The 20,812-nt window shown below is 72.1% G+C and carries 19 protein-coding genes and 1 tRNA gene; 6 read left to right on the top strand and 14 right to left on the bottom strand.

Going from position 1 to position 20,812, the window contains the following annotated elements:
* Nucleotides 1–78 precede the first annotated feature (78 nt).
* The 3 genes from AC1DPN_RS08610 to AC1DPN_RS08600 all read right to left on the bottom strand — a co-directional run bounded on the left by AC1DPN_RS08610 (nucleotide 79) and on the right by AC1DPN_RS08600 (nucleotide 4,019).
* Entirely contained in the window at nucleotides 79–990 is a 912-nt protein-coding gene (locus AC1DPN_RS08610) for a TatD family hydrolase (protein WP_477084318.1), read from the bottom strand.
* Nucleotides 990–2,783, bottom strand: coding sequence for a methionine--tRNA ligase (gene metG / locus AC1DPN_RS08605; protein ID WP_477084317.1), 1,794 nt, complete (start codon nucleotides 2,781–2,783; stop codon nucleotides 990–992). The genes AC1DPN_RS08610 and metG overlap by 1 nt, the downstream gene beginning before the upstream one ends.
* Nucleotides 2,784–2,846: 63 nt before the next feature.
* Nucleotides 2,847–4,019 carry a PQQ-dependent sugar dehydrogenase gene (locus tag AC1DPN_RS08600; protein WP_477084316.1) on the bottom strand — a complete coding sequence of 391 codons (1,173 nt, stop codon included), beginning with the start codon at nucleotides 4,017–4,019 and terminating at the stop codon, nucleotides 2,847–2,849.
* A gap of 123 nt (nucleotides 4,020–4,142) precedes the next feature.
* On the opposite strand from AC1DPN_RS08600, the gene AC1DPN_RS08595 reads away from it, so the two are divergent.
* The 3 genes from AC1DPN_RS08595 to AC1DPN_RS08585 all read left to right on the top strand — a co-directional run bounded on the left by AC1DPN_RS08595 (nucleotide 4,143) and on the right by AC1DPN_RS08585 (nucleotide 6,770).
* The gene (locus AC1DPN_RS08595; RefSeq protein ID WP_477084315.1) at nucleotides 4,143–5,318 is read left to right on the top strand and encodes a cytochrome ubiquinol oxidase subunit I; all 1,176 of its coding nucleotides are present in this window, start codon (nucleotides 4,143–4,145) and stop codon (nucleotides 5,316–5,318) included.
* Nucleotides 5,315–6,253, top strand: a complete 939-nt coding sequence (locus tag AC1DPN_RS08590) for a cytochrome d ubiquinol oxidase subunit II (protein ID WP_477084314.1) — start codon at nucleotides 5,315–5,317, stop codon at nucleotides 6,251–6,253. The genes AC1DPN_RS08595 and AC1DPN_RS08590 overlap by 4 nt, the downstream gene beginning before the upstream one ends.
* 103 nt (nucleotides 6,254–6,356) lie before the next feature.
* A complete protein-coding gene (locus tag AC1DPN_RS08585; protein ID WP_477084313.1) occupies nucleotides 6,357–6,770 on the top strand; it encodes a four-helix bundle copper-binding protein in 414 nt (137 codons plus the stop codon).
* 24 nt (nucleotides 6,771–6,794) lie between these two features.
* On the opposite strand, the gene AC1DPN_RS08580 is transcribed toward AC1DPN_RS08585, so the two are convergent.
* The 3 genes from AC1DPN_RS08580 to rsmI form a co-directional block, all read right to left on the bottom strand.
* On the bottom strand, nucleotides 6,795–7,085 hold the full coding sequence (locus AC1DPN_RS08580; RefSeq protein WP_477084312.1) for a nuclease: 291 nt from the start codon (nucleotides 7,083–7,085) through the stop codon (nucleotides 6,795–6,797).
* 342 nt (nucleotides 7,086–7,427) lie between these two features.
* Nucleotides 7,428–9,200, bottom strand: coding sequence for an ABC transporter ATP-binding protein (locus tag AC1DPN_RS08575; protein ID WP_477084311.1), 1,773 nt, complete (start codon nucleotides 9,198–9,200; stop codon nucleotides 7,428–7,430).
* Between the two features lie 52 nt (nucleotides 9,201–9,252).
* Complete coding sequence (rsmI, locus tag AC1DPN_RS08570; RefSeq protein WP_477084310.1) at nucleotides 9,253–10,104, bottom strand: 16S rRNA (cytidine(1402)-2'-O)-methyltransferase; 852 nt, start codon at nucleotides 10,102–10,104, stop codon at nucleotides 9,253–9,255.
* A 56-nt stretch (nucleotides 10,105–10,160) separates the two neighbouring features.
* Between rsmI and AC1DPN_RS08565 the strand changes: the two genes are divergently transcribed.
* Nucleotides 10,161–11,933, top strand: a complete 1,773-nt coding sequence (locus tag AC1DPN_RS08565; RefSeq protein WP_477084309.1) for a dolichyl-phosphate-mannose--protein mannosyltransferase — start codon at nucleotides 10,161–10,163, stop codon at nucleotides 11,931–11,933.
* Nucleotides 11,934–11,957: 24 nt separating this feature from the next.
* Here AC1DPN_RS08565 and AC1DPN_RS08560 read toward each other — a convergent pair whose 3' ends face one another.
* Entirely contained in the window at nucleotides 11,958–13,421 is a 1,464-nt protein-coding gene (locus tag AC1DPN_RS08560; RefSeq protein WP_477084308.1) for a family 20 glycosylhydrolase, read from the bottom strand.
* Between the two features lie 46 nt (nucleotides 13,422–13,467).
* Nucleotides 13,468–14,409, bottom strand: a complete 942-nt coding sequence (locus AC1DPN_RS08555; protein ID WP_477084307.1) for a bile acid:sodium symporter family protein — start codon at nucleotides 14,407–14,409, stop codon at nucleotides 13,468–13,470.
* 98 nt (nucleotides 14,410–14,507) lie between these two features.
* Here AC1DPN_RS08555 and AC1DPN_RS08550 point away from each other — a divergent pair, with 98 nt between their 5' ends.
* Together AC1DPN_RS08550 and AC1DPN_RS08545 are read left to right on the top strand one after the other, a co-directional pair.
* A complete protein-coding gene (locus AC1DPN_RS08550; RefSeq protein WP_477084306.1) occupies nucleotides 14,508–14,783 on the top strand; it encodes a GlsB/YeaQ/YmgE family stress response membrane protein in 276 nt (91 codons plus the stop codon).
* A gap of 461 nt (nucleotides 14,784–15,244) precedes the next feature.
* On the top strand, nucleotides 15,245–15,508 hold the full coding sequence (locus AC1DPN_RS08545; protein ID WP_477084305.1) for a hypothetical protein: 264 nt from the start codon (nucleotides 15,245–15,247) through the stop codon (nucleotides 15,506–15,508).
* 6 nt (nucleotides 15,509–15,514) lie between these two features.
* Here AC1DPN_RS08545 and AC1DPN_RS08540 read toward each other — a convergent pair whose 3' ends face one another.
* The 6 genes from AC1DPN_RS08540 to AC1DPN_RS08515 form a co-directional block, all read right to left on the bottom strand.
* Nucleotides 15,515–16,453 (bottom strand): ABC transporter permease, encoded by a 939-nt coding sequence (locus tag AC1DPN_RS08540; protein WP_477084304.1) that lies wholly within the window; start codon nucleotides 16,451–16,453, stop codon nucleotides 15,515–15,517.
* Nucleotides 16,450–17,355: an ABC transporter ATP-binding protein gene (locus AC1DPN_RS08535; RefSeq protein ID WP_477084303.1), complete on the bottom strand. Its 906-nt coding sequence runs from the start codon at nucleotides 17,353–17,355 to the stop codon at nucleotides 16,450–16,452. Before AC1DPN_RS08535 ends, AC1DPN_RS08540 begins: the two co-directional genes overlap by 4 nt.
* A gap of 146 nt (nucleotides 17,356–17,501) precedes the next feature.
* A tRNA-Ala gene (locus tag AC1DPN_RS08530) sits at nucleotides 17,502–17,574 on the bottom strand.
* Between the two features lie 75 nt (nucleotides 17,575–17,649).
* Nucleotides 17,650–18,900 (bottom strand): hypothetical protein, encoded by a 1,251-nt coding sequence (locus tag AC1DPN_RS08525; protein WP_477084302.1) that lies wholly within the window; start codon nucleotides 18,898–18,900, stop codon nucleotides 17,650–17,652.
* Nucleotides 18,901–18,959: 59 nt separating this feature from the next.
* Nucleotides 18,960–19,559, bottom strand: coding sequence for a GNAT family N-acetyltransferase (locus AC1DPN_RS08520; protein ID WP_477084301.1), 600 nt, complete (start codon nucleotides 19,557–19,559; stop codon nucleotides 18,960–18,962).
* Nucleotides 19,556–20,794, bottom strand: a complete 1,239-nt coding sequence (locus AC1DPN_RS08515; RefSeq protein ID WP_477084300.1) for a molybdopterin molybdotransferase MoeA — start codon at nucleotides 20,792–20,794, stop codon at nucleotides 19,556–19,558. Before AC1DPN_RS08515 ends, AC1DPN_RS08520 begins: the two co-directional genes overlap by 4 nt.
* Nucleotides 20,795–20,812 lie beyond the last annotated feature (18 nt).

The following is a 20,812-nucleotide window of genomic DNA, read 5'->3' as shown; positions in this document are numbered from 1 at the left end:
CGTAACCGATCCGTGATCATCCCGGAAACCCGGTGTCCGAGTTGCGGTACCTGTGGGTACGGGCGACCCGGGCTTCGCTCACCACGGGCCGTAGACCGCCTCGGACGTCGCGGAGACCGACGCGCAGACGTCCTCCAGCGAGCGGCCCGTGACCTGCGCGACCGTGCGCACGGTGCCCGGCAGCAGGTACGGCGCGTTGGGCCGCCCACGGAACGGGTGCACCGTCAGGTACGGAGCGTCGGTCTCGACGAGCAGCTGCGACGGCGGGACCTCGCGCAGCGCGTCCCGCAGCGCCTCGTTCGGGCCGAACGACACCGGTCCGGCGAACGACAGGAACCAGCCCTGAGACACGGCGAGGCGCGCGAGGGCCGCGTCGCCCGAGAAGCAGTGGAAGACGGTCCGGTCAGGGGCGCCGTCGGCGAGCAGCACCTCGACCACCTCGTCGTGCGCGTCCCGGTCGTGGATCTGCAGCGCCAGGCCGAGCTCCTTGGCCAGCGCGATGTGCGCCCGGAACGCCTCCCGCTGGACCGCCCGGCCCGCCGGACCCGCCCGGAAGTGGTCCAGGCCCGTCTCTCCGATCGCGCGGATGCGGTCGTTCCCCCGCGCGACCGACGCGACGCGTGCGATCGCGTCGTCGAGGGTCACGTCGTACGGCTCCTCCGGGTCGAGCCCGTCGGCCGCGACCTCCCGGACGCCCGCGTGCCGCACGGCCTCGTTCGGGTGGATCGCGACGGCGCCCAGCAGCGCGTCGTGGGACCGGACGACCGCCGAGGTCCACTCGAGCGCCTCGAGGTCGCAGCCCACCTGGACCATCCGGGTCACGCCGACGGACGCAGCGCGCTCGAGCTGGGAGCCGAGGTCGGCGGCCGTCTCCCACCCGTCTGCCCGCCAGCCGAGCACCGAGTCGAGGTGCGTGTGGTTGTCGACGACCGCGAGAGGCAGCGGCTCCGGGGGCGCCGGCCAGCCGCGCTCCGTCTTCGAGCGGGCCATCAGGCCTGGCGCAGCCGGTCGAGCTCCTCCTCGACGATCGAGTCGTCGAGCTTGGTGAAGACGGGCGTCGGCTTGGCCACTTGGGTGCCGGGCACCAGCGGCTTCGACGCCCACGGCGCGACGGTCCGGCCGAGCTCGTAGTCACCCGTGATGATCGGGTAGTGGCGCGAGTCGTCGTCCAGGTCGGTGACCTCGTCGATGCGCGGCAGGGGCGAGAACACGCCCGTCCCGCCGAGGACCTCGTGCACCTGCTGGGCGGAGTGCGGCAGGAACGGCGCGAGGAGCGTGTTGGCGTCGCTGACCGCCTGTGCGGCCGTGTGCAGCACCGTGCCCAGGCGGTCGCGGTCGGTGGTCAGCTTCCACGGCTCGGTCTCGGAGATGTAGCGGTTGGCCTCCTGGACCACCCGCATCGCCTCGCCGATCGCGGCCTTGTTGCGGTGGCCGCCGAGCAGCTCGCCGACCTTCCCGAACCCCGCAGCCGTCGTCGTGAGCAACGCCTGGTCCACGGGCTGCAGCGCACCCTGCGCAGGGATCTCGCCGAAGTTCTTGGCGATCATGCTGGCGGTCCGGTTGACGAGGTTGCCCCAGCCCGCGACGAGCTCGGTGTTGGTGCGCGTCTTGAAGTCCGCCCACGTGAAGTCCGAGTCCTGGTTCTCGGGGCCGTTGACCGACAGGAAGTAGCGCAGCGCGTCCGGCTGGTAGCGGGACAGGACGTCCCGCACGTAGATGACGACACCGCGCGACGAGGAGAACTGCTTGCCCTCCATGGTGAGGAACTCGCTCGAGACCACCTCAGTGGGCAGGTTCAGCGTCCCGAGGGGCCCCGGCGACCCGCCGCGCGTGCCGCCGCCGTCGTAGGCGAGCAGCTCCGCCGGCCAGATCTGCGAGTGGAACGTGATGTTGTCCTTGCCCATGAAGTAGTAGCTCAGGGCCGTGGGGTCGTTCCAGAACGGGCGCCAGGCGTCCGGGTCGCCGGACCGGCGCGCCCACTCGATCGACGCCGACAGGTAGCCGATGACGGCGTCGAACCACACGTAGAGCCGCTTGTTCGGGTTGGTCTCCCAGCCCTCCAGCGGCACCGGGATGCCCCAGTCGATGTCCCGCGTCATGGCGCGCGGGCGCAGGTCGTCGATGAGGTTCAGCGAGAAGTTCAGGACGTTCGGGCGCCAGTCCGTGCGGGTCCTGAGCCACGCCTCGAGCGCGGACGCGAACGCCGGCAGGTCGAGGAAGAAGTGGTTGGACTCGACGAACTTCGGTGTCTCGCCGTTGATCCGGCTGTGCGGGTTGATGAGGTCGATCGCGTCCAGCTGGTTGCCGCAGTTGTCGCACTGGTCGCCGCGGGCGCCGTCGTAGCCGCAGATCGGGCAGGTGCCCTCGACGTACCGGTCCGGCAGCGTGCGGCCGGTGCTCGGGGAGATGGCACCCATGGTCGACTGCTCGATCATGTAGCCGTTCTTGTGCACCGTGCGGAACATCTCCTGCACGACCGCGTAGTGGTTCCGCGTCGTGGTGCGCGTGAACAGGTCGTACGACAGCCCGAGGTTGGTCAGGTCCTCGACGATGACGCGGTTGTACCGGTCAGCGAGCTCCTGCGGGCCGACGCCCTCCTGCTCGGCGAGCACCAGGATCGGCGTCCCGTGCTCGTCGGTCCCGGAGACCATCAGCACCTCGTTGCCCGCCATCCGCATGTATCGGCTGAAGATGTCCGACGGGACACCGAAGCCGGCGACGTGACCGATGTGGCGGGGGCCGTTCGCGTAGGGCCATGCGACGGCAGACAGGATGCGGGACATGCGCCCGATCCTATTTGCACGCGAGGGTGCCGGGTTCGCGCCGTTCACCGACCGAGGTGCGGGTCAGCCGATCGCCACCCGCAGGATCCGGTCGTCGCCCGGGCGCGGGTCGCCGCGGCCGTCCGTGTTGTTCGTGAGCACCCACAACGACCCGTCCGGGGCCACCTCGACGGCACGCAGGCGGCCGAACTGCCCCTCGAGGAGCGACACCGGGGTGCCGACGCCGTCGGAGGTCAGCGGGACCCGCCAGAGCCGCGCGCCCTTGAGCCCGGCCAGGTAGACGGCGTCGGCGGTGACCGCGAGGCCGCTGGGCGAGGCGTCGTCCGTGGCCCACGTGGCCACGGGGTCCACGAACCCGCCGACCCCGCCGACCCCCTCGACGTCCGGCCAGCCGTAGTTGCTGCCCGGCTCGATGACGTTGAGCTCGTCCCAGGTGTCCTGGCCGAACTCCGAGGCGAACATCCGGCCGTCGTCGGCCCACCCGAGACCCTGGACGTTGCGGTGCCCGAAGCTCCAGACCGCCGTGCCGAACGGGTTGCCCGGTGCCGGAGCACCATCGGCGGTCACTCGCAGGATCTTCCCGTTGAGGCTGCTCGGGTCCTGGGAGCTCGGGCGGTCGCTGGCGTCGCCCGTGGTCACGTAGAGGTAGCCGTCCGGGCCGACCGCGAGCCGGCCACCGTCGTGGTTGCCCGCCTTGTGGATGCCCGTGACGATCGGCGTCAGCTCACCGAGCACGTGGCCCTGGAGCGTGCCGCGCAGCACGCGGTTGTCGTCGGCCGCGGTCGCGTAGAGCACGAGGTCGACGGACGTGGGGTGCACGTCGAGCACCGCGACCCCGAGCAGACCGCCCTCCCCGCTGGGCCGCACGATCTGACCGAGCTGGTCCGCACCCGGTCCGGTGACCGGCGTGACGGCCCCGGAGCCGTCCACGACGATCAGCTGGGCCGCGTCACGCAGCGTCACCACGGCCCGCCCGCCGGGCAGGAACGCCAGACCCCAGGGCACGTCGAGGCCCGTGACGACGTCGGCGACCGACGCGACCGTCCCGGCAGGGCTGGGTGCGACGGGCGTCTCGGACGGGACCGCAGGGGTGGGCGCCGTCGACTTGTCGGGGACGATCGCGGTGCTCGTCGGGCTCGGCGCGACGCGCTCGTCCGGCGAGCAGCCCGCGAGCGCAACCAGCAGCACCGCGACCGCCGCGATGCTGCGTCCCCGAGCCATGGTCCAGCCCAGCACGCTCCGAGCAGCGACGCACTCCGGGAGCACCCTGACCCGCCGCTCGGGGACCACCCGGAACCAGCCCCGGTCTTGCCCTGGGAACCGGTCCGGGCGCCTGTGCGTGGGCCTAGCGTCAGCCGGGTGACCACTGTCGACGTCTCCCGCGTGCAGTTCGCGCTGCTTGCCGGCATCCACTTCCTGTTCGTGCTGGTGACGCTCGGACTCGGCCCGGTGGTCGCGATCTTCCAGACCCGCTGGGCGTTCACCGGTTCGATCGTCATGGAGCGAGCGACGCGGTTCTGGGGCCAGCTCTACCTGGTGAACTACGGGCTCGGCATCGTCGCGGGGATCCTGCTCGAGCTCCAGTTCGGGCTGCACTTCCCCGGCCTGCTCGACGTGGCCGGCGAGGTCTTCGGTGCGCCGCTGGCGGTCGAGACGATGGTCGCGTTCTTCCTGGAGTCGACGCTCCTCGGGCTCTGGATCTTCGGCTGGCACCAGCTGAACCGCGGGGTGCACACGATCGTGTTCTGGCTCGTCGTCCTCACCGGGTACGCCTCGGCGTTCGCGGTCATGGTGGCCAACGGCTTCCTGCGCCACCCGGTCGGCTACGAGCTGGTCGACGGCGTCGCCCACATCACCGACACCGCCGCCCTCGTGCTCAACCCCGCTGCCGTGCTCTCGCTCGGGCACGTCGTCGGCGCGTGCCTGGTGGCCGGCGCGTTCGTCGTCATCGGGATCAGCGCGTGGCACCTGCGTCGGCAGACGGGTCACGACGAGCTCTTCCAGCGCTCGCTGCGCACGGGCGTGGTGGTCGGTGCCGTCGGTGCGCTGCTCGCCGTCGGCTTCGGGTTCTCGCAGTTCGGGTATCTCGGCGAGACCAACCCGAGCTCCGTGGTCGGCGTCGCGCTCGGTGTCATGGTCCTCGGCGGGTTCGCCCTGTTCCTCGGCGCGTTCCCGATGCTGGCGCTCATGCCCGGCGGGACCTTGTTCCGGCTCCCGCGCGGACTGCGCAACACGATCTACGGCTTCCTCACGCTCGTCATCCCCGTGCCGTTCGTGATCGCGATCCTCGGCTGGCTCGCGCGCGAGATCGGGCGGCAGCCGTGGGTGGTCGTCGGCGTCCTGAAGACCTCCGACGCCGCGTCCGCACACACGCCGACCACCGTCCTCGTCTCGCTCGGGGTGCTCGTCGGACTCATCGCGGCGCTCGCGGTCGTCGACTGGGCTGTCCTCGCACGTCTGGCACGGCGCGGCCCGCAGGAACCGACCCTCGGAGCACCCCCCGAGGTCCTCGAGTTCGCGGAGGCGTCCCGGTGACCGCCCTCTGGATCATCCTGCTCACGGGTGCGTTCGCCGGTTGGGCGGTGCTCGACGGCGCCAACCAGGGCCTCGGCGCGACGCTGCGACGGGTCGGCGCGACACCCGCTGAACGGCGCACCGTCCTGACCGCGCTCGGACCCTTCCTGCTGTCCGGGGAGGTCTGGCTGATCGCGGGCGTCGGCGTCCTGCTGGCGGGCTTCGCGACGTTCGAGGCCGAGCTGTGGTTCGTCGCCTATCCGCTCGTGATCGCGCTGCTGGTCGCGTGGGTGCTGCGCGACGCGGGCGTCTGGCTGCGCAGCCGGCGCCCGGCGCCCGGCTGGAGATCCTTCTGGGAACGCGTCGTGGTCGTCGCGTCGGTAGCCCTCCCGGCCGCCGCCGGTGCCCTGCTCGGGGCCGCGCTCGCCTGGCTGCCCGGGCTGCCGCTCGCCTCGCGGGCGATCGTGCCGACGCTGGCCGCGGTCACCGCCGTGGCGACGACGCGGGTGCTCGGGTCGGTGTTCGTCGCCACCCGGACGTCGTCCGTGGTGCGCGAACGCGCGCTCGACGTCGCGGTGCGCGCCCTCCCGCGCGCGGCGACGCTGCTCGCCGTGTGCGCGATCGGGTACGGCATCCTCGTCCCGGCCGCGCACGTCGCCTGCGCGATCGTCCCCCCGATCCTCATCGTCGGGGCGGCCGGGAGCCTGCTCGTCGCGCGGCGGCTGCTCGCGGTCCGACACCTCTCCTCGGCCCGCCTCGCGGTCGTCGTCGCGGGAGCCCTGCCGGTGGTCGCCGCGGCCGTCGGCCTCTGGCCCGCGCTGGCCGACAGCGCCGCGAGCGCGTCCGGGCTCGGGTTGGTGCTCGCGGCGTGCGTGCCGGTGCTGCTCGCGGCCCAGTGGTGGGTGTGGTCGACGTTCCGCCACCCGGTCGGTCCGCGGGACGCCGTGTTCTTCTAGGCCCCGACCACTCGACCTCTGGGACCGTGGCGTCGGTGCGGGCTCGCGGCGTAACGTCGAACGGACCAGGAACCACGGTGCGGACGAGAGCGGGCGAGCAGCGATGAGCATGATGGCGGACATGATGAAGTCCATGTCGATGCAGGGGACGGCCGGCATGTCGGGCATGGACATGTCGATGATGCAGGGCTGCGTGGAGGCGTGCTCCGCGGCGGCGATGGCGGCCACGATGTGCGCCGACGCGGACGGCGGGGAGGGCATGGGCCGATGTGCGTCCATGTGCATGAACACGGCGGACGTGGCCACGACGATGATGCGGATGATGATGCGCCCGGCCGGCTACGACATGGGCGTCATGACGTCGATGATGACCGCGTGCATGGCGATGGGCGAGGCCTGCGCCGCGGAGTGCGACATGCACGCCGCCATGTCCGAGCACTGCCGCATCTGCGCGTCGGCGTGCCGGGCGATGGTCGCCGCGTGCTCGTCGGCGATGTCGTCGATGCAGACTGCCTGACCTAGTCGATGCAGACGGCCTGACCTAGGAGACGGTCGGCCGGCGCGCGACCCCGGCGTCCTGGACGGCCAGGCTGCGCGCGGAGTACCACGCGCCCCCGACCGCGACCAGCTCCGCGACGGGGTGCACCGCCACGGGCTCCCCCGGCGCGGGCGTCGCGCGGGTGGTCAGGGCCGTGACCTGGCCGTCCAGCAGGGCGACGGTCAGCACGTCCTGGTTGCGGGACACGGCGATGCCGTCGCGCCACGCGCTGGGCGAGGCGGTGGCGACAGCCTCCTGGATCGGAAGGACGTCGATACGGGTGTGGTCGAGCATGTCGGCTCCATCGGGTCGTTCTGCGAGACGTGTCGGTCCGCTCCGTCCCCGGGTCACGGGATGCACGGTGGCGGGCTGCGCCGCGAGGCGGCGGGTCAGGTCCCACTTCCACCGACCAGGCGTGAACGCCTTCGTGGGCTCGCTAGAGCTGCGGGGACCGGGACGACTGGGTCGTCAGAAACACATTCGACAGAGACACTCGTGCGTCGACGCGACGTCGACGGAACCCGCGGCACGCGGGGTCACTGGCACGGGTGTGGCGATGGACATGAGACGAGTCTGAGCACCAGTCCACATGCTGTCAAGGAATCTCACATGTCGGACGGATGATGTTCGCGGTCGCTAGCCCGGGACGCTCGTCAGGCGGTCGAGCTCCGCGTAGGCGCCCCCCGTCGCGACGAGCTCGTCGTGCGAGCCGATCTCGACGAGCCTGCCCGCGCGCATGAACGCGATGCGGTCGGCACCGCGGATGGTGGACAGTCGGTGCGCGACGACGAACGTGGTCCTGCCCGACATGAGCCGCCCGAGCGCCTCCTGCACGAGCCGTTCCGACGCGGTGTCGAGCGCCGACGTCGCCTCGTCGAGCACGAGGATCCGCGGGTCACGGACCAGCGCGCGGGCGATCGCCAGCCGCTGTCGCTGCCCGCCCGACAGGCGGGCACCGCGTTCGCCGATCACCGCGTCCAGGCCACCCATCTGCTCGACGAACTCGAGCGCGTTGGCGTCCCGCAGGGCGTCGTGGACGACCTCGTCGGTCAGGTCGGGGCTGCCGTAGGTGACGTTGTCGCGGACCGTCCCCTCGAACAGGAGCGACTCCTGCGGGACCACCGCGAGCGACCGCCGGTAGGAGCGCAGGTCGAGGTCGGCCATGTCCCGACCGTCCAGCAGGATCCGGCCCGACGCCGGCGTCAGGAACCCGATCACCATGTTGAGCACCGTCGACTTGCCCGAGCCCGAGGGTCCGACCAGCGCGATCGTCTCCCCCGCGCGCACGTGCAGGTCGAGGCCCTCGACCGCGACCTCGTCCGGAGCGTCGTCGTACCGGTACGTGACGTGCTCGAAGTCGACGTCACCGCGCACCTGCTCGACCGTCGCCTTGCCTGCGTTGCGCTCCAGGTCCGGCTCGGTGAGCACCTCGGACATGGACCGCACCGACTCCAGGCCCTTGGTGATCACGGGGGCGAGGCTCATCAGGGCGGTCACCGAGGCGGTCAGCGCCACGAAGTAGCTGCTCAGCATCGTCACGTCGCCCGCGGACATGCCCCACAGCCCGGACCACGCGACCCAGGCGGCGCCGACGAGGCACCCGACCGACAGCAGCTGCATCGCCGTCCAGGACATCGCGCCGAACCGGCCGTTCGTGATGTCCAGCCGGATGCCGGCGTCCCGCACGTCGCCGAGCGTCGCGTCCATGCGGTCCAGCTCGTCGCGCTCCAGGGCGTGCGCGCGGGTGATCGGGATCAGGTGGGTCATCTCGCTGACGCGCGCGGACATCCGCTCGACCTGCGCGCGGAAGTCGGCGTTGCGCGACGTCATGCGTCGCCGCATCGAGACGACGAGCGCCGCCGACGCCGGGACCGCGAGCGCGAACACCGGCAGGAACTCGGGCACGCGGAAGGCGGTGATGACCAGTGCGCCGGCCAGCGTGGTGATCGCCGCCATGCCCGAGTCGAACGTCTGGCGGCTGCTCTCCACCACGTTCTCGACGTCGCGCACGATCTTCGCCTGCAGCACCCCGGCGCTCATCCGGCGGTGGTAGCCGATCGAGAGCTCCTGGAGCCGCCGCGACAGCGCCATCCGCAGGTTCGTCTCCACCGTGCGCACCGCGATCGAGAGCTGCCGGTTGTACACGTTGGCGAGCGGGAGGTTCTGCGCGACGACGAGCGCCATGAGCGCCGCCGCGATCCACAGCTGGCGCAGGGGCTGGTGCTGGACCACGACGTCGATCACGTTCGCGGTCAGCGCGGGGATGACCCAGATCGGTGAGTGCTTGGCGGTGAAGGCGAGCGCCGCGACGACCATGCGGCGCCGCTGCGGGCGAAAGAGGTGGCCGAGCGTGCGGACGGGGTGGGTGCCGTCGTACGACTCCTCGAGCGGCGGGTGGGCTGCGTGCACGCGTTCATCGTAACGATTCGAGCCACTTCATTCGATGGTCGAACTTTGTGGTTCAGCGGGACTTCGCTGCCAGTGCCGCCGCGTACAGCTCCCGCTTCGGGACGCCGGCGGCCGCCGCGACCTCGGCGACGGCGTCCTTGAGGCGCTCTCCGAGGTCGGCCCGTGACAGGACCTCGGCGACGAGGTCGGCGGTGGACAGCTCGACCGCGCCCGACGCACCACCGACCACGACGACGATCTCACCGCGCACCTGGTCCGCCTGCGCCCAGGCGAGCAGGTCGGCCAGCGGCCCTCGTCGGATCTCCTCGTACGTCTTGGTCAGCTCGCGGCACACCGCGGCGGGCCGGTCCGCGCCGAACGCCTCGGCCATCGCTGCGAGGGTGTCGTCCAGACGGTGCGGCGCCTCGAAGAAGATCATCGTGCGGCGCTCGTCGGCCAGGAGCTCGAAGGACCGAGCGCGCTCCCCCGGCTTGCGCGGGGGGAACCCCTCGAAGCAGAACCGGTCGGTCGGCAGACCGGACAGCGCCAGCGCCGTGAGGACCGCGCTCGGCCCGGGCGCGGCGGTGACGGGCAGACCGGCGGCGACGGCCGCCGTGACCACGCGGAAGCCCGGGTCGGAGACGGCCGGCATTCCGGCGTCGGTGACGACGACGACTGTGCCGCCGCCGGCCACGACGGCCAGCAGGTCCGCGGACGACGACGACTCGTTGTGCTCGTGGTGGCTGACGACGCGCCCACCGATCGTCACGTCCAGCCGGGAGGCCAGCGCGCGCAGGCGGCGGGTGTCCTCCGCGGCCACGACGTCGGCCTCCGCGAGCAGCCGGCGCAGGTGCGCGGAAGCGTCCTCCGCGTTGCCGATGGGGGTTGCGGCGAGCACGAGCCGGCCGAGTGAGGGTGCATCCACCCGGTCAGCCTGCCACCTGCACCGTCGGGTACAGCCGCCGCCCCTACGATGACGGCGTGCCGCCCTCCGAAGACGACGCCGCGCCGCCGCCCGCCGACACCACGCCGCCGGTCGCGGTTCCGTGGGCCGCGCTCTACGGCGCACCGCACGGCGCGAGCACCACCGACACCCCGCGGTCGCCGTGGCCGTCGGACCCGACGCCCCTCGATCAGGGCGAGACCGGTCCGGAGCTTGCGCTCGAGGAGAACCGCCCCCGGCTCCTGCGCTCCCTGCTCGGCACCGACACGCTCACCCTCGACGACGCCCCGGGTGCGCGGCTCAAGGGGTGGCTGTGGCCGCTCGCCGTGACCGTCCTGGCGGGCCTCCTGCGGTTCTGGGACCTCGGCCGCCCGCACAGGCTCGTGTTCGACGAGACGTACTACGTCAAGGACGCCTGGTCGTTGCTGGTCCACGGCTACGAGGCGAACTGGGCGGACAACCCGAACCCCGCGTTCGAGTCCGGGGACGTCAGCGGCCTGGGCACGAGCGGCGAGTACGTCGTGCACCCACAGGTGGGCAAGTGGCTCATCGCGCTCGGGATCCACGTCGGCGGCGGCATCGGGAGCTCGAGCGCGTGGCGGCTCTCGGCGGCCGTCTGCGGCACGCTCGCCGTGCTGATGGTCGCGCGTATCGGGCGGCGCCTCTTCGCGTCGACGGCCCTGGGCACGCTGGCCGGCCTGCTGCTCGCGGTCGACGGCGAGGCGATCGTCCTGTCGCGCGTCTCGCTGCTGGACCCGTTCCTGATGTTCTTCATGCTCGCCGCGTTCGGGGCGCTCCTGCTCGACCGCGACCAGGCGCGACGGCGGTTGGCGGAACGCACCGCGGTGATGCTCGACGTAGGCGCACCGCTCGGCTGGGGACCCGGGCTCGGGGTGCGCTGGTGGCGGATCGCGGCAGCGGTGCTGCTCGGGCTCGGCCTGGGCACCAAGTGGTCGGCCATGTACTTCCTCGCGGTCTTCGGGCTGCTCAGCGTGCTCTGGGACATCACCGCGCGGCGCACCGCGGGCGTCCGTCAGTGGGTCTGGGCCGGGATCGTCAAGGACGGCCTGATCGCGGGCGTCTCGATGGTGCTCATCGCCCTGGCCGTCTACGTCGCCAGCTGGTGGACCTGGTTCACGCATCCCGAGTCGTACGGACGGCAGTGGGCCGAGCAGCACCCTGGCGAGGGCGTGCAATGGCTGCCGTCGACGCTGCGGTCGTTCTGGAAGTACCACCAGGACATGTGGGCGTTCCACAACGGTCTGGAGACGCCGCACTCGTACGCGGCGCACCCACTGGGCTGGATCGTCCAGTGGCGGCCCACGTCGTTCTTCTACCCGACGGAGATCTCCGGGCTGACCGGCCAGCAGGCGCAGGACGCGTGCGGGTCGGACAACTGCTCGCAGGCGATCACGGCGCTGGGGAACCCGGTCCTGTGGTGGTGCGCGGCCGCCGCGATCCTGGTCGCCCTCGTCTGGCTGATCCGGTACCGCGACTGGCGCGCCGGCGCGGTGCTGTCCGGCATCGTCGCGGGCTGGCTCCCGTGGTTCGCCTACTCGCACCGCACGATCTTCACGTTCTACGCGATCGTCTTCACGCCGTGGGTCGTCCTGACCCTGACCTACGTGATCGGCCTCATGGTCGGTCCCAAGGACCTCGAACCCGTCGGCAGACGACGTGCGATCGTCGGCTGCGGCGTGCTCGTCGGACTGATCGTGCTGGTCAGCGCGTTCTTCTACCCGATCTGGAGCGCGTGGGTGGTGCCGTACGACTTCTGGCACGCGCACATGTGGCTGAGGACCTGGGTCTGACCCGGAGCTCCTGCCCCGGGCTCGCTACCAGTCGACCTGAGGGCTGCGGTACCAGGACAGGCCGAGGCGGTCCCAGAACGCACCCTGGCCGGCGACCCGCGTGCGGAAGTCCGACCAGTCGCGCTGCTCGGGCGCGGTCCACGCGACCTCGGCGATCGCGGCCAGGCGCGGCAGCAGCATGGACGTCAGTGCCGGCAGGTCACGCAGCGTCTCGGTCCACACGGCTGCCTCGACGCCGATGACGGACGCCTCGGGAACGCCCGGGATGAGGGTCGAGGGCTCCCAGTCGTAGGCGTCGCGCAGCTCGATGTACCCCGCCCACTCCAGGCCCAGCACGGTGCTCGGGTCGTACTTCATGTCGAGGTACGCCTGGGAGCCGGGTGACATCAGGAACAGCGCACCCGCGGCCGCCGCCTCGACGAAGGGCTCCGGGTCCACCCGCGTGTCCCAGTACTGCACGACCGTGCCGGGCTCGAGCGGCGTGTGCGCGATCTCCTGCCACCCGACGACCTTCTTGCCCGCTGCGCGGACCGCCGCGGCGGCCGTCGCGACGAGGCTGGCGTACTCGTCGGCCTCCATCGTCAGCACCTCGTCGCCGCCGATGTGCACGTAGTCGCCGGGGGTCATCGCCGCCACGTCGGCGAACACCTCGCGCAGGAAGTCACCGGTCGCGGGCAGGTCCGCGTAGAGGCGGCTGAACCCGACCTCGATGCCGAGGTACGCGTCGGTGGGCTCGCCGCTCGGGGTGAGGTTGCCGTAGGCGTGCGTCGCCGCGTTGACGTGCCCCGGGACGTCGACCTCCGGCACCACCCGGATCCCGCGGACCGCGGCGAACGCGATGATCTCGGCGTAGTCGTCGGCCGTGTAGAAGCCGCCGGGGTCGCCGTTGACCGACGTGCTGCTCGACAGCCGCGTCAGCTGCGGGCGCGAGCGCACCTGCAGGCGCCAGCCCTGGTCGTCCGTCAGGTGCAGGTGCAGGACGTTGAGCTTGTAGTGGGCCATCAGCCCGAGGATCACCTTGAGGTCCCGCTTGGCGACGAAGTGCCGGGCGACGTCGATCGACAGCCCGCGCCACCGGTACCGCGGCGCATCCTCGACGCGCAACGCCGGGACCTGGAGGGTGCCGTCCGGCGCCGCCGTCATCAGCTGACGCAGGGTCACGATCGCGCGGACCAGACCGGCGGGCGACCGGGCCTCGAGGTCCACCCGACCCGCGTTCGAGACCAGCTTGTAGGACTCGTCGTCCTCGGCGCCCTCCGGCCCCGTCAGACGCAGGCGCACGACGTCGGGCGCATCCGACTCGGCGTAGCGGATCTCGATCGTCCGCCCGCTCACGCGCCCCAGCAGGTCGGCGGCCAGGACCGCGATGGCGATGAGGTCGGAACGCCCGTTGACGACGACCGTGGTCGTCTCGGAGAACACGAACGGGTCGCCGCCCGTCGCTTCCAGGCGTGCCGGCTTCGGGATGACGGCGGGGACGTCGGGCACGAGGCTCCTGATGTTTCCGTACGGGTCGAGGGTTGCCGGGGAAACGCTACTCGACGCGGGCTGCGAGACGGCGCGCCAGCACCGCGCACGTCGCGAGCTGCAGCTGGTGGAAGACGATCACCGGCAGCGTGACGCCCGCCGCGACGGCCGGTGTGAAGAGCACCGCAGCCATAGGAAGGCCGGTGGCCACGCTCTTCTTCGAGCCGACCATGAGCAGGGCGATGCGGTCACCGACGGCCAGTCGCCGCCCACCCGCCCAGGTGATCGAGAGCATCGCGGCGAGCAGGAGGGCGCTGACACCGACGAGCGCGACGAGCGCGGGCACCGTGACGTGGTCCCAGGCGCCCGAGCCCGTCGCCTGGCTCACGGAGACGTACGCAACGAGCGCGATCGTCGCACGGTCCGTCGTCCGGGTCAGGCTCGGGTGGCTCCGGAGCCACGGTCCGGTCCACGGCTGGACCAGCTGCCCGACCGCGAAAGGCAGCAACAGCTGGAGGACGATGTCCGTGGCGTCGATCGTCCCGTTCGTCTGCACGAGCAGGAGCCCGACCAGGAGCGGCGTCAGCACGATGCCGACCAGGTTCGAGATCGTGGCACCCGTGAGCGCGGCCGCCACGTTGCCCCGCGCGATCGAGGTGAACACGACCGACGACTGGACCGTCGACGGGAGCAGGCTCAGGAAGAGCAGACCGCGCTTCGCCTCGGCGTCGAGCCCGGGGACCAGCTGGAGCAGGAGCCCGAACGCGGGGAACACCACGTACGTCGCCGCGAGCATCCGGCCCTGCAGGCGCACGTGACGCAGGCCGTCCCAGACCTCGCGGGTCGCCATCCGTGCGCCGTACAGGAAGAACAGGAGCACGATCGCTGCCGTGCGGACCGTCTCGACGACATCCGCGGCGCGACCCGTCGCAGGCAGCAGGAGCCCCACGACCAGCCCTGCCAGGACCACGATCACCTGCGGGTCCAGCCACGCACGCACCCGGGTCACGGGCGACAGTCTGCCCCGTCTCGACGAGCGGTCCCGGCCGTCGCGCCCTATCGTCGCTGGTTGTCGTGGGGGGCCCGTCTTCGAGAAGGAGTTGGACCATGACTCAGAACGGCATCCTCAGTGCCATCGTCATCGGCGCGATCGTCGGCATCCTCGGCCGGCTGGTCGTGCGCGGCAAGCAGCGGATCTCGATCCTCGTGACCGTGCTGGTCGGCATCGTCGCAGCCCTCGTCGGCACGTGGCTCGCGACGCTGATCGGCGTGCGCGACACCGGCGGCATCGATTGGATCGAGCTGTTGCTGCAGGTCGGCCTGGCCGCCGTCTTCGTCGCTGCCGTGTCGTCCCGCGGGCGTCGCCGTCGCTCGATCCTCTAGGCCGGAGCGCGCAGCGAGCCAGGGACGAGCACCCGCACGAGCTCCGGTCCGCGCGCGGAGCGTGCGGTTCATCGGCGCGGCGCGACATGACGACGGCGGCCCTCCGGAGGGGGCTGCCGCGGTCGGCCCGAGCGTGCCCGGCCGGGGCCGGGCGACACCATGGTCTGGCGCACCTCCGGGGGTAGCGAGTACCTTGCGAAGGGTCGTCCGATTTCTACCTTTTGTCCCGACTCGACGCCGTCTGTTGACCGCCTGAGCCGGCCAGCGCACCGATCGAAGGTGTCGCCAGCGCCACGGTGTGCGCTGGGCGGGGGTCCTGGAGCGAACCGCTCGGAGGCGGGCTCATGGAGAGGTCGTCGCACGTTGCCCGAGGTGCAGGGAGCGGCAGCGCTCGAACGACTCGGGCCGTGCGAGCGACCCAGCGTTCGCACCCCCACATACAGACCCTTCTCACCGTCGACGTGGACCCGCGCACGGGCATCGACGCCGCGCACCTTCCCGACGTCGTGCGCCACCACCAGGCATGGGCCGCCGGCATCGTCGGCATCGCGCTGGGGCTGGCCTCCGGGATCACCGTCGGCGTCGGGGACGGCCCGTCGAGCATCGGACCTGCGGCGCCGTCGGAGGCGAGCGGTGGGCTGGTGTCGACGGTCCGGTGCCGGCTGCCGCTGTGCGACGCCTGCGACACCTACGACCGCGTCGGGATCCCCCACTTCGGCCGCTGAGGGATGTCAGCGGATGCGGCGGCCCATGCGCCACGCGCCGAGCGCGGCGAAGACGACGACCACCACGAGCAGGACGACGACCGCCGTCGCGGTCGTGACCTCGGTGCCCCCGACCGAGGCCGTGATGCCGAAGAAGGACTCCACCTCGGCCAGCGCCGCGGGTCGGCCGTCGGTCAGTGCAGCGATCGACGCCTCCGTGAACGGTTGGCGGACGAGCATGGCCGACTGCGCGAACGGCAGGGCGTTCATGACGTTGACCGCGCCTGCGGGGAGCGCGCCGATCGGGATGTAGGCACCCGCGAGGAAGCCGACCAACGTGCCGACGATGGTGCTGAGCGCCGCGAAGGCGCCGTTCGTCCGCACGAACGTGACCGCGAACGCCGACAGCGCCGAGAACGCACCGGCGGACAGGAGGATGACGAGGAAGCACCGCCCGAGCTGCGGGGCGGACATGACCGAGTCTCCGCGGGCGAACGTGTACAGCTGGGAGACGACCAGGAAGAACGTGGTCATCCCCACCGCGATCACGACGGTCGCGCCCATGTAGCCCAGGACGAGGCTCGACCGGCGGATCGGCGAGACGAGGAAGTCCCTGAACCGGCCGCTCTCGCCGTCCTCGACGAAGACGCTGAGCGCAGCGAGACCCGTCGTCAGCGCGGTGATCATGGTGATGCCCGCGAACACCCAGGCGTCGACGAACCCCCGGACGTCGTCGCCCGAGGCGCCGGGGAACTGCTCGGTGAGGCTCTTCACCTGCAGCCCACCCAGGAAGAACGCGTACACGGCCAGCAGGATCAGCGGCGACAGCAGCGAGAAGAACACCGCCGTGCGGTCGCGAACGAACAGGAGCAGGTTCCGACGAGCGATCACGCCGGCCACCGAGAGCACCGTGCCGGCCCCCACGCGCGTCGACTCGCTGGTGCTCGTGCTCAGGCCCGCGCTCATGCGTCCACCGTCCGGTCCGTCAGCGCGAGGAAGACGTCGTCCATCGTCCCGTGCCGGAACTCGAAGTCCTCGATGTCGGCGTCGTGCAGCTGCAGGATCGCGCGAGCGGTGGCACTCGAGTCGACGCGGATCGTCAGCACGCCGTCGGCGCCCTCGCACGTGAGGCCCCGCGCTGCGCAGGTCGCCCTGATCGGGACAGGGTCCCGCGGTGTGAGGGTCAGGATGCTGCTGCTGTGGCGTTCGCGCAGCGCTCCCGGTGTGCCCTGCTCGACGATCCGGCCCGCGTTGATGATGCAGACCTGGTCGGCCTCCTCGGTCTCGTGCATGTAGTGCGTGGTCAGGAAGACAGTCAGGCCCGCGTCACGTCGCAGGGTGTGCACCGTCTCCCACACCTGCTCGCGACTGGCCGGGTCGAGGCCCGCGGTCGGCTCGTCGAGGAAGAGGACGGTCGGCCCGTGCACCAGCGCCCGGGCGATGTCCGCGCGGCGCTTCTGGCCGCCTGACAGGTCGCCGTACCGCTTGTCGAGGAACCCGTCGAGGCCGATGAGCGGGGCGACCCGCCCGATGCTGCCGCGGCGGGCGGGCTTGTCGAGACCGTAGAACGCCGCTCGCACCTCGAGGTTCTCGCGGACCGTGAGGATCGGGTCGAGCAGCGACTCCTGGAACACGACGCCGACCAGCCGTCGCACCTCGTCGTCCTGCGTGCCGACGGCCATGCCGCCCACCTCGATCGTCCCGGCGTCCGCCGCGAGCACCGTGGTGACACAGCTGATCGTGGTGCTCTTTCCCGCGCCGTTGGTGCCCAGGAACGCAAAGATCGAGCCCGGTGCGACGTCGAACGAGATGTCGTCGACGGCACGGACAGGCCCGTAGGACTTCGACAGGTTGCGGACTGTGATCACGGAGCCGACCCCCTCGGTTCGGAGCCAACGTAGCGGACCCTCCAGGGACCCGGACGGCCTCGCGCGACCCGGCGCGACCGCCGCTGCGACTCGCACCGACAGACGGCGACGGCGGCCTCCCGGAGGGGGCCGCCGTCGTCTGCGGGTGGAGCTGAGGGGATTCGAACCCCTGACCTTCTCATTGCGAACGAGACGCGCTACCAACTGCGCCACAGCCCCGCGAGCGGGCTAAAGACTAACACCACGGCGAGGCCGTTCGCGAAATCGTCGGACCCGTCGGGGACCGGCGACCGGTCACTCCCCGGCGGCGCGGCGCTTGGCGAGGACGGCGTTGAGGTCGATGCTGCCGGTCGTCTCGACCGGTGCCTCCAGCGGGGCGCGCTCGCCGTCGGTCGTCTCGGCCGTCGCGTCGGAGACCGTGGAGGTCCGCACCGCCGTGGAGCCTTCGAGGTTCTCGAGCGGAGCGGGCTCGCGACGGGGCGCGGACGCCTTCATCGTGTACGTCGGGCGCGGGACCGGGACGGGCGACCAGGCCTCGTCCGTGCTGCCCTCCGACACCGTGTCAGGCGCGGCCACGGAGACCTGGTCGACGGGCTCGGTCAGGACCGACCGCCGCACGACCGGGATCGCGCCCGTCGCGTGCCGGACCGGACCACCGGTCTCGCCCTTGTCCTCGACGATGCGCTCGAACACCTCGGTGCTCGCGTCGGACGGGTGGACCGCACGACCGGTGACGAACGACCGCGTCGACTCGCGGCGCTCCTCGGTGGCGGGCGCGGCCGGTGCGGCGGCCTCGGCGGTAGCAGCGGGCTCGGCGGTGGCGGCAGGCGTGGAGGCGGCTGCGGGCGTCGCGGTGCTGGTCGTCTCGGAAGGAGCGGCGGTCGCGCGGGCCCGGGTGGCGGCGGTCGCGACGGCGCGCTGGGCGCCCGTGCGCGGAGCACCGGCCTCGCGACGTTCGTCGGCGATCCGGGCCTCCCACTCCGCGTCGGCCTCACGGCCGGCCAGGACGGCGCGCCGGCCGAGGACGAGGACCGCGCCGAGCAGGACGGTGGGCGCGACGCCGACGAGCCAGCCGACGGTGGGCACGATCGCAACGGCGGCCCATCCGGCGACGGTCGCGACCAGGAGCAGACCGGCCAGCAGGGCGCGACGACGAGCAGCGGCGGCCCGCCGGGTGACCGCTGCGGCGCGAGCGGAGCGTGCCTGTGCAGCACGCCGTGCCGCGTCAGCGGTGATCCTGTCCTGCATGCCGTGCGGTCGGTCCACGGTGGTGCCTCCTGTCGCGCTGCCGATGGCGTACACCGGGAGCCCCTTGCCCGGGGTCAATAGCCCCGCGGTACTGCCTGCCGACGAGACACCGGTCGGAGCCACCGCCGACGGCCGCTGCGACCTGGTCGTCACCGCGACCACGCGCAGCGCCTCGGAGAACCGGTCGTCCGCCCGAGACTCGAGCAGCTGTTGCCGGTGACGCAGCTTGTGCGGCACCAGGTAGGCGACCCACAGGCCGACCAGCGCGAGCGCGACCGGTCCTGCGAGATCGTTCACGTGCCGACGGTAGGCGCCACAGACTCCGCTTCCGGGGAGGGGCGCGGCGTGTCGGTGACTCAGGCCCGCCGGGCGTGCCAGCGGGCGAGCAGACCGTCGGGGACGTCCTCCACGGTGAGCGCGAAGGTGCGGTGGTCGCACCACTTGCCCTGGATGTGCAGGAACCGCTCGCGCACACCCTCGTCGCGGAAGCCGAGCTTGTCGACGACCCGCAGCGACGGACCGTTCTCGGGCCGGATGTTGACCTCCACGCGGTGCAGCCGCAGGGCGTCGAAGCAGTGGTCGGTGGCCAGCGCCACGGCTGTGGGCGTGATGCCACGACCCGCGACGTGCTCGGACACCCAGTACCCGATCGAGGCCGACCGCAACGACCCGTAGGTGATCGAGGAGACGGTCAGCTGTCCGACGAGCTCGCCGGCCAGGTCGATCGCGAACGGGAGCGTCGTGCCCGCGCGGGCCTGGGCGCTGAGGGTGCGCACGAAGGTGCCGAACGACGGTCGCGGTCCGGAGACCGGCACCGGGCTGGTGGCGTCCCAGCGGTCGAGCCACGTCGCGTTGAGCTGCCGCAGCTCCATCCAGGCGTCCTGGTCGCGGCGTTTCAGCGGACGCAGCCGGATCTCACCGTCGACGAGGACCGCCGGCCAGCCGACGGCCGTCATCCTTCGAGCACCAGACAGTGGATGGTCTGCCCGGGGTGCACGGTCAGCTCGTTCTCACCGACGACCGCGAGCGCGTTGGCGTGCGCGAGCGCGCTGATGCTCGGCTCGGCCGGGTCGCCCAGCGGGGTGAGGCGGTAGCCCTCGTCGGGTGAGCCCAGGACCGTGGCGGGCACGAACTGGCGGAGCCCGGGCGGCGAGAGCCAGCCGGTCGCGGCCTCGGCTGCCACCGACGGGCGGAAGACCTCGGTGTGGCCGGCCATGGACCGCAGCGCGGGCCGCACGAACACCTCGAACGACACCTGCGCGGCGACGGGGTGCCCCTGCAGGGCGAAGATGGGAACGGCCCTGTCGTCAGCGGAGTACTCCCCGGAGAACATGCCGAACCCGTGCCGGTGCCCGGGCGTCATGGCGACCTGGTCCAGGCGCACGGTGTCGATCGGCGCGAGCACGTCCTTGACCGTGTCGTGCGTGAGCTCGGACAGCCCGCCCGTGACGATGATGAGGTCGGCGCGCACGAGCTGATCCTCGAGCGCCTCGCGCAGCACCGCCCGGTCGTCGGGCAGCGCGGCGACGCGCACCGACGCCGCGCCGGCGTCTCGGACAGCCGCCTCGAGTGCGTGCCCGTCGGCCTCGAACACCGTGCCCGGGAGCGTGCCGATGCTGCCCGGCTCGACGAGCTCGTCGCCGACCGACAGCAGGACGACGCGCGGGGTCGGGTGCACGCGCAGACGCCCGCGACCCATCGCCGCGGCCAGTGCGAGCTGTCGGGCACCGAGCCGGGTGCCCGCCTCCAGCACGACCTGTCCGGCACGCACGTCGGAGCCTGCGGGCCGGACGTGCTGACCGGCCACGGCCGGACGCTGCATGGACACCCGGGCGGCGCCGCGGTCCGTCTCCTGGAGCGGGACGACCGCGTCGGCGCCGATCGGCAGAGCCGCTCCCGACGCGATGCGCACGGCGGTCCCGGGCACGAGCCGCAGCGCACCGCCCTGACCGGGCCGGACGTCGTGGGCGACGGGCAGCGGCGTCTCCGTGGCGTAGCCGGACCGCGACGTGTCGTGCGCGGCGACGGCATACCCGTCCAGGGCAGCGACGGACATCGCCGGGAGGTCCTGCGTCGCGACGACGTCGGCCGCGAGGATGCAGCCGACCGCATCGTGCAGGACGACGTCGAGCGCCGACACGGGCCCGACGGCCGCGAGCACCGCGGCCAGGTGGTCCTGCACCGATCTCATGCGCGCATTCTGCCCCGC

The organism is Cellulomonas sp. P4_H4 (assembly GCF_056400865.1).
Note: the sequence above shows the minus strand (reverse complement) of the source record. Positions and strands in the feature narration are given on the sequence as shown.

Bases quoted from the DNA above. Each gene is read 5' to 3' on its own strand.
- metG (WP_477084317.1), bottom strand. From the start codon at position 2,783: ATGTCCCGCATCCTGTCTGCCGTCGCATGGCCCTACGCGAACGGCCCC.
- AC1DPN_RS08520 (WP_477084301.1), bottom strand. From the start codon at position 19,559: ATGACGGCCGTCGGCTGGCCGGCGGTCCTCGTCGACGGTGAGATCCGG.
- AC1DPN_RS08585 (WP_477084313.1), top strand. From the start codon at position 6,357: ATGAGCATGATGGCGGACATGATGAAGTCCATGTCGATGCAGGGGACG.
- AC1DPN_RS08515 (WP_477084300.1), bottom strand. From the start codon at position 20,794: ATGAGATCGGTGCAGGACCACCTGGCCGCGGTGCTCGCGGCCGTCGGG.
- AC1DPN_RS08540 (WP_477084304.1), bottom strand. From the start codon at position 16,453: ATGAGCGCGGGCCTGAGCACGAGCACCAGCGAGTCGACGCGCGTGGGG.
- AC1DPN_RS08550 (WP_477084306.1), top strand. From the start codon at position 14,508: ATGACTCAGAACGGCATCCTCAGTGCCATCGTCATCGGCGCGATCGTC.
- AC1DPN_RS08580 (WP_477084312.1), bottom strand. From the start codon at position 7,085: ATGCTCGACCACACCCGTATCGACGTCCTTCCGATCCAGGAGGCTGTC.
- AC1DPN_RS08610 (WP_477084318.1), bottom strand. From the start codon at position 990: ATGGCCCGCTCGAAGACGGAGCGCGGCTGGCCGGCGCCCCCGGAGCCG.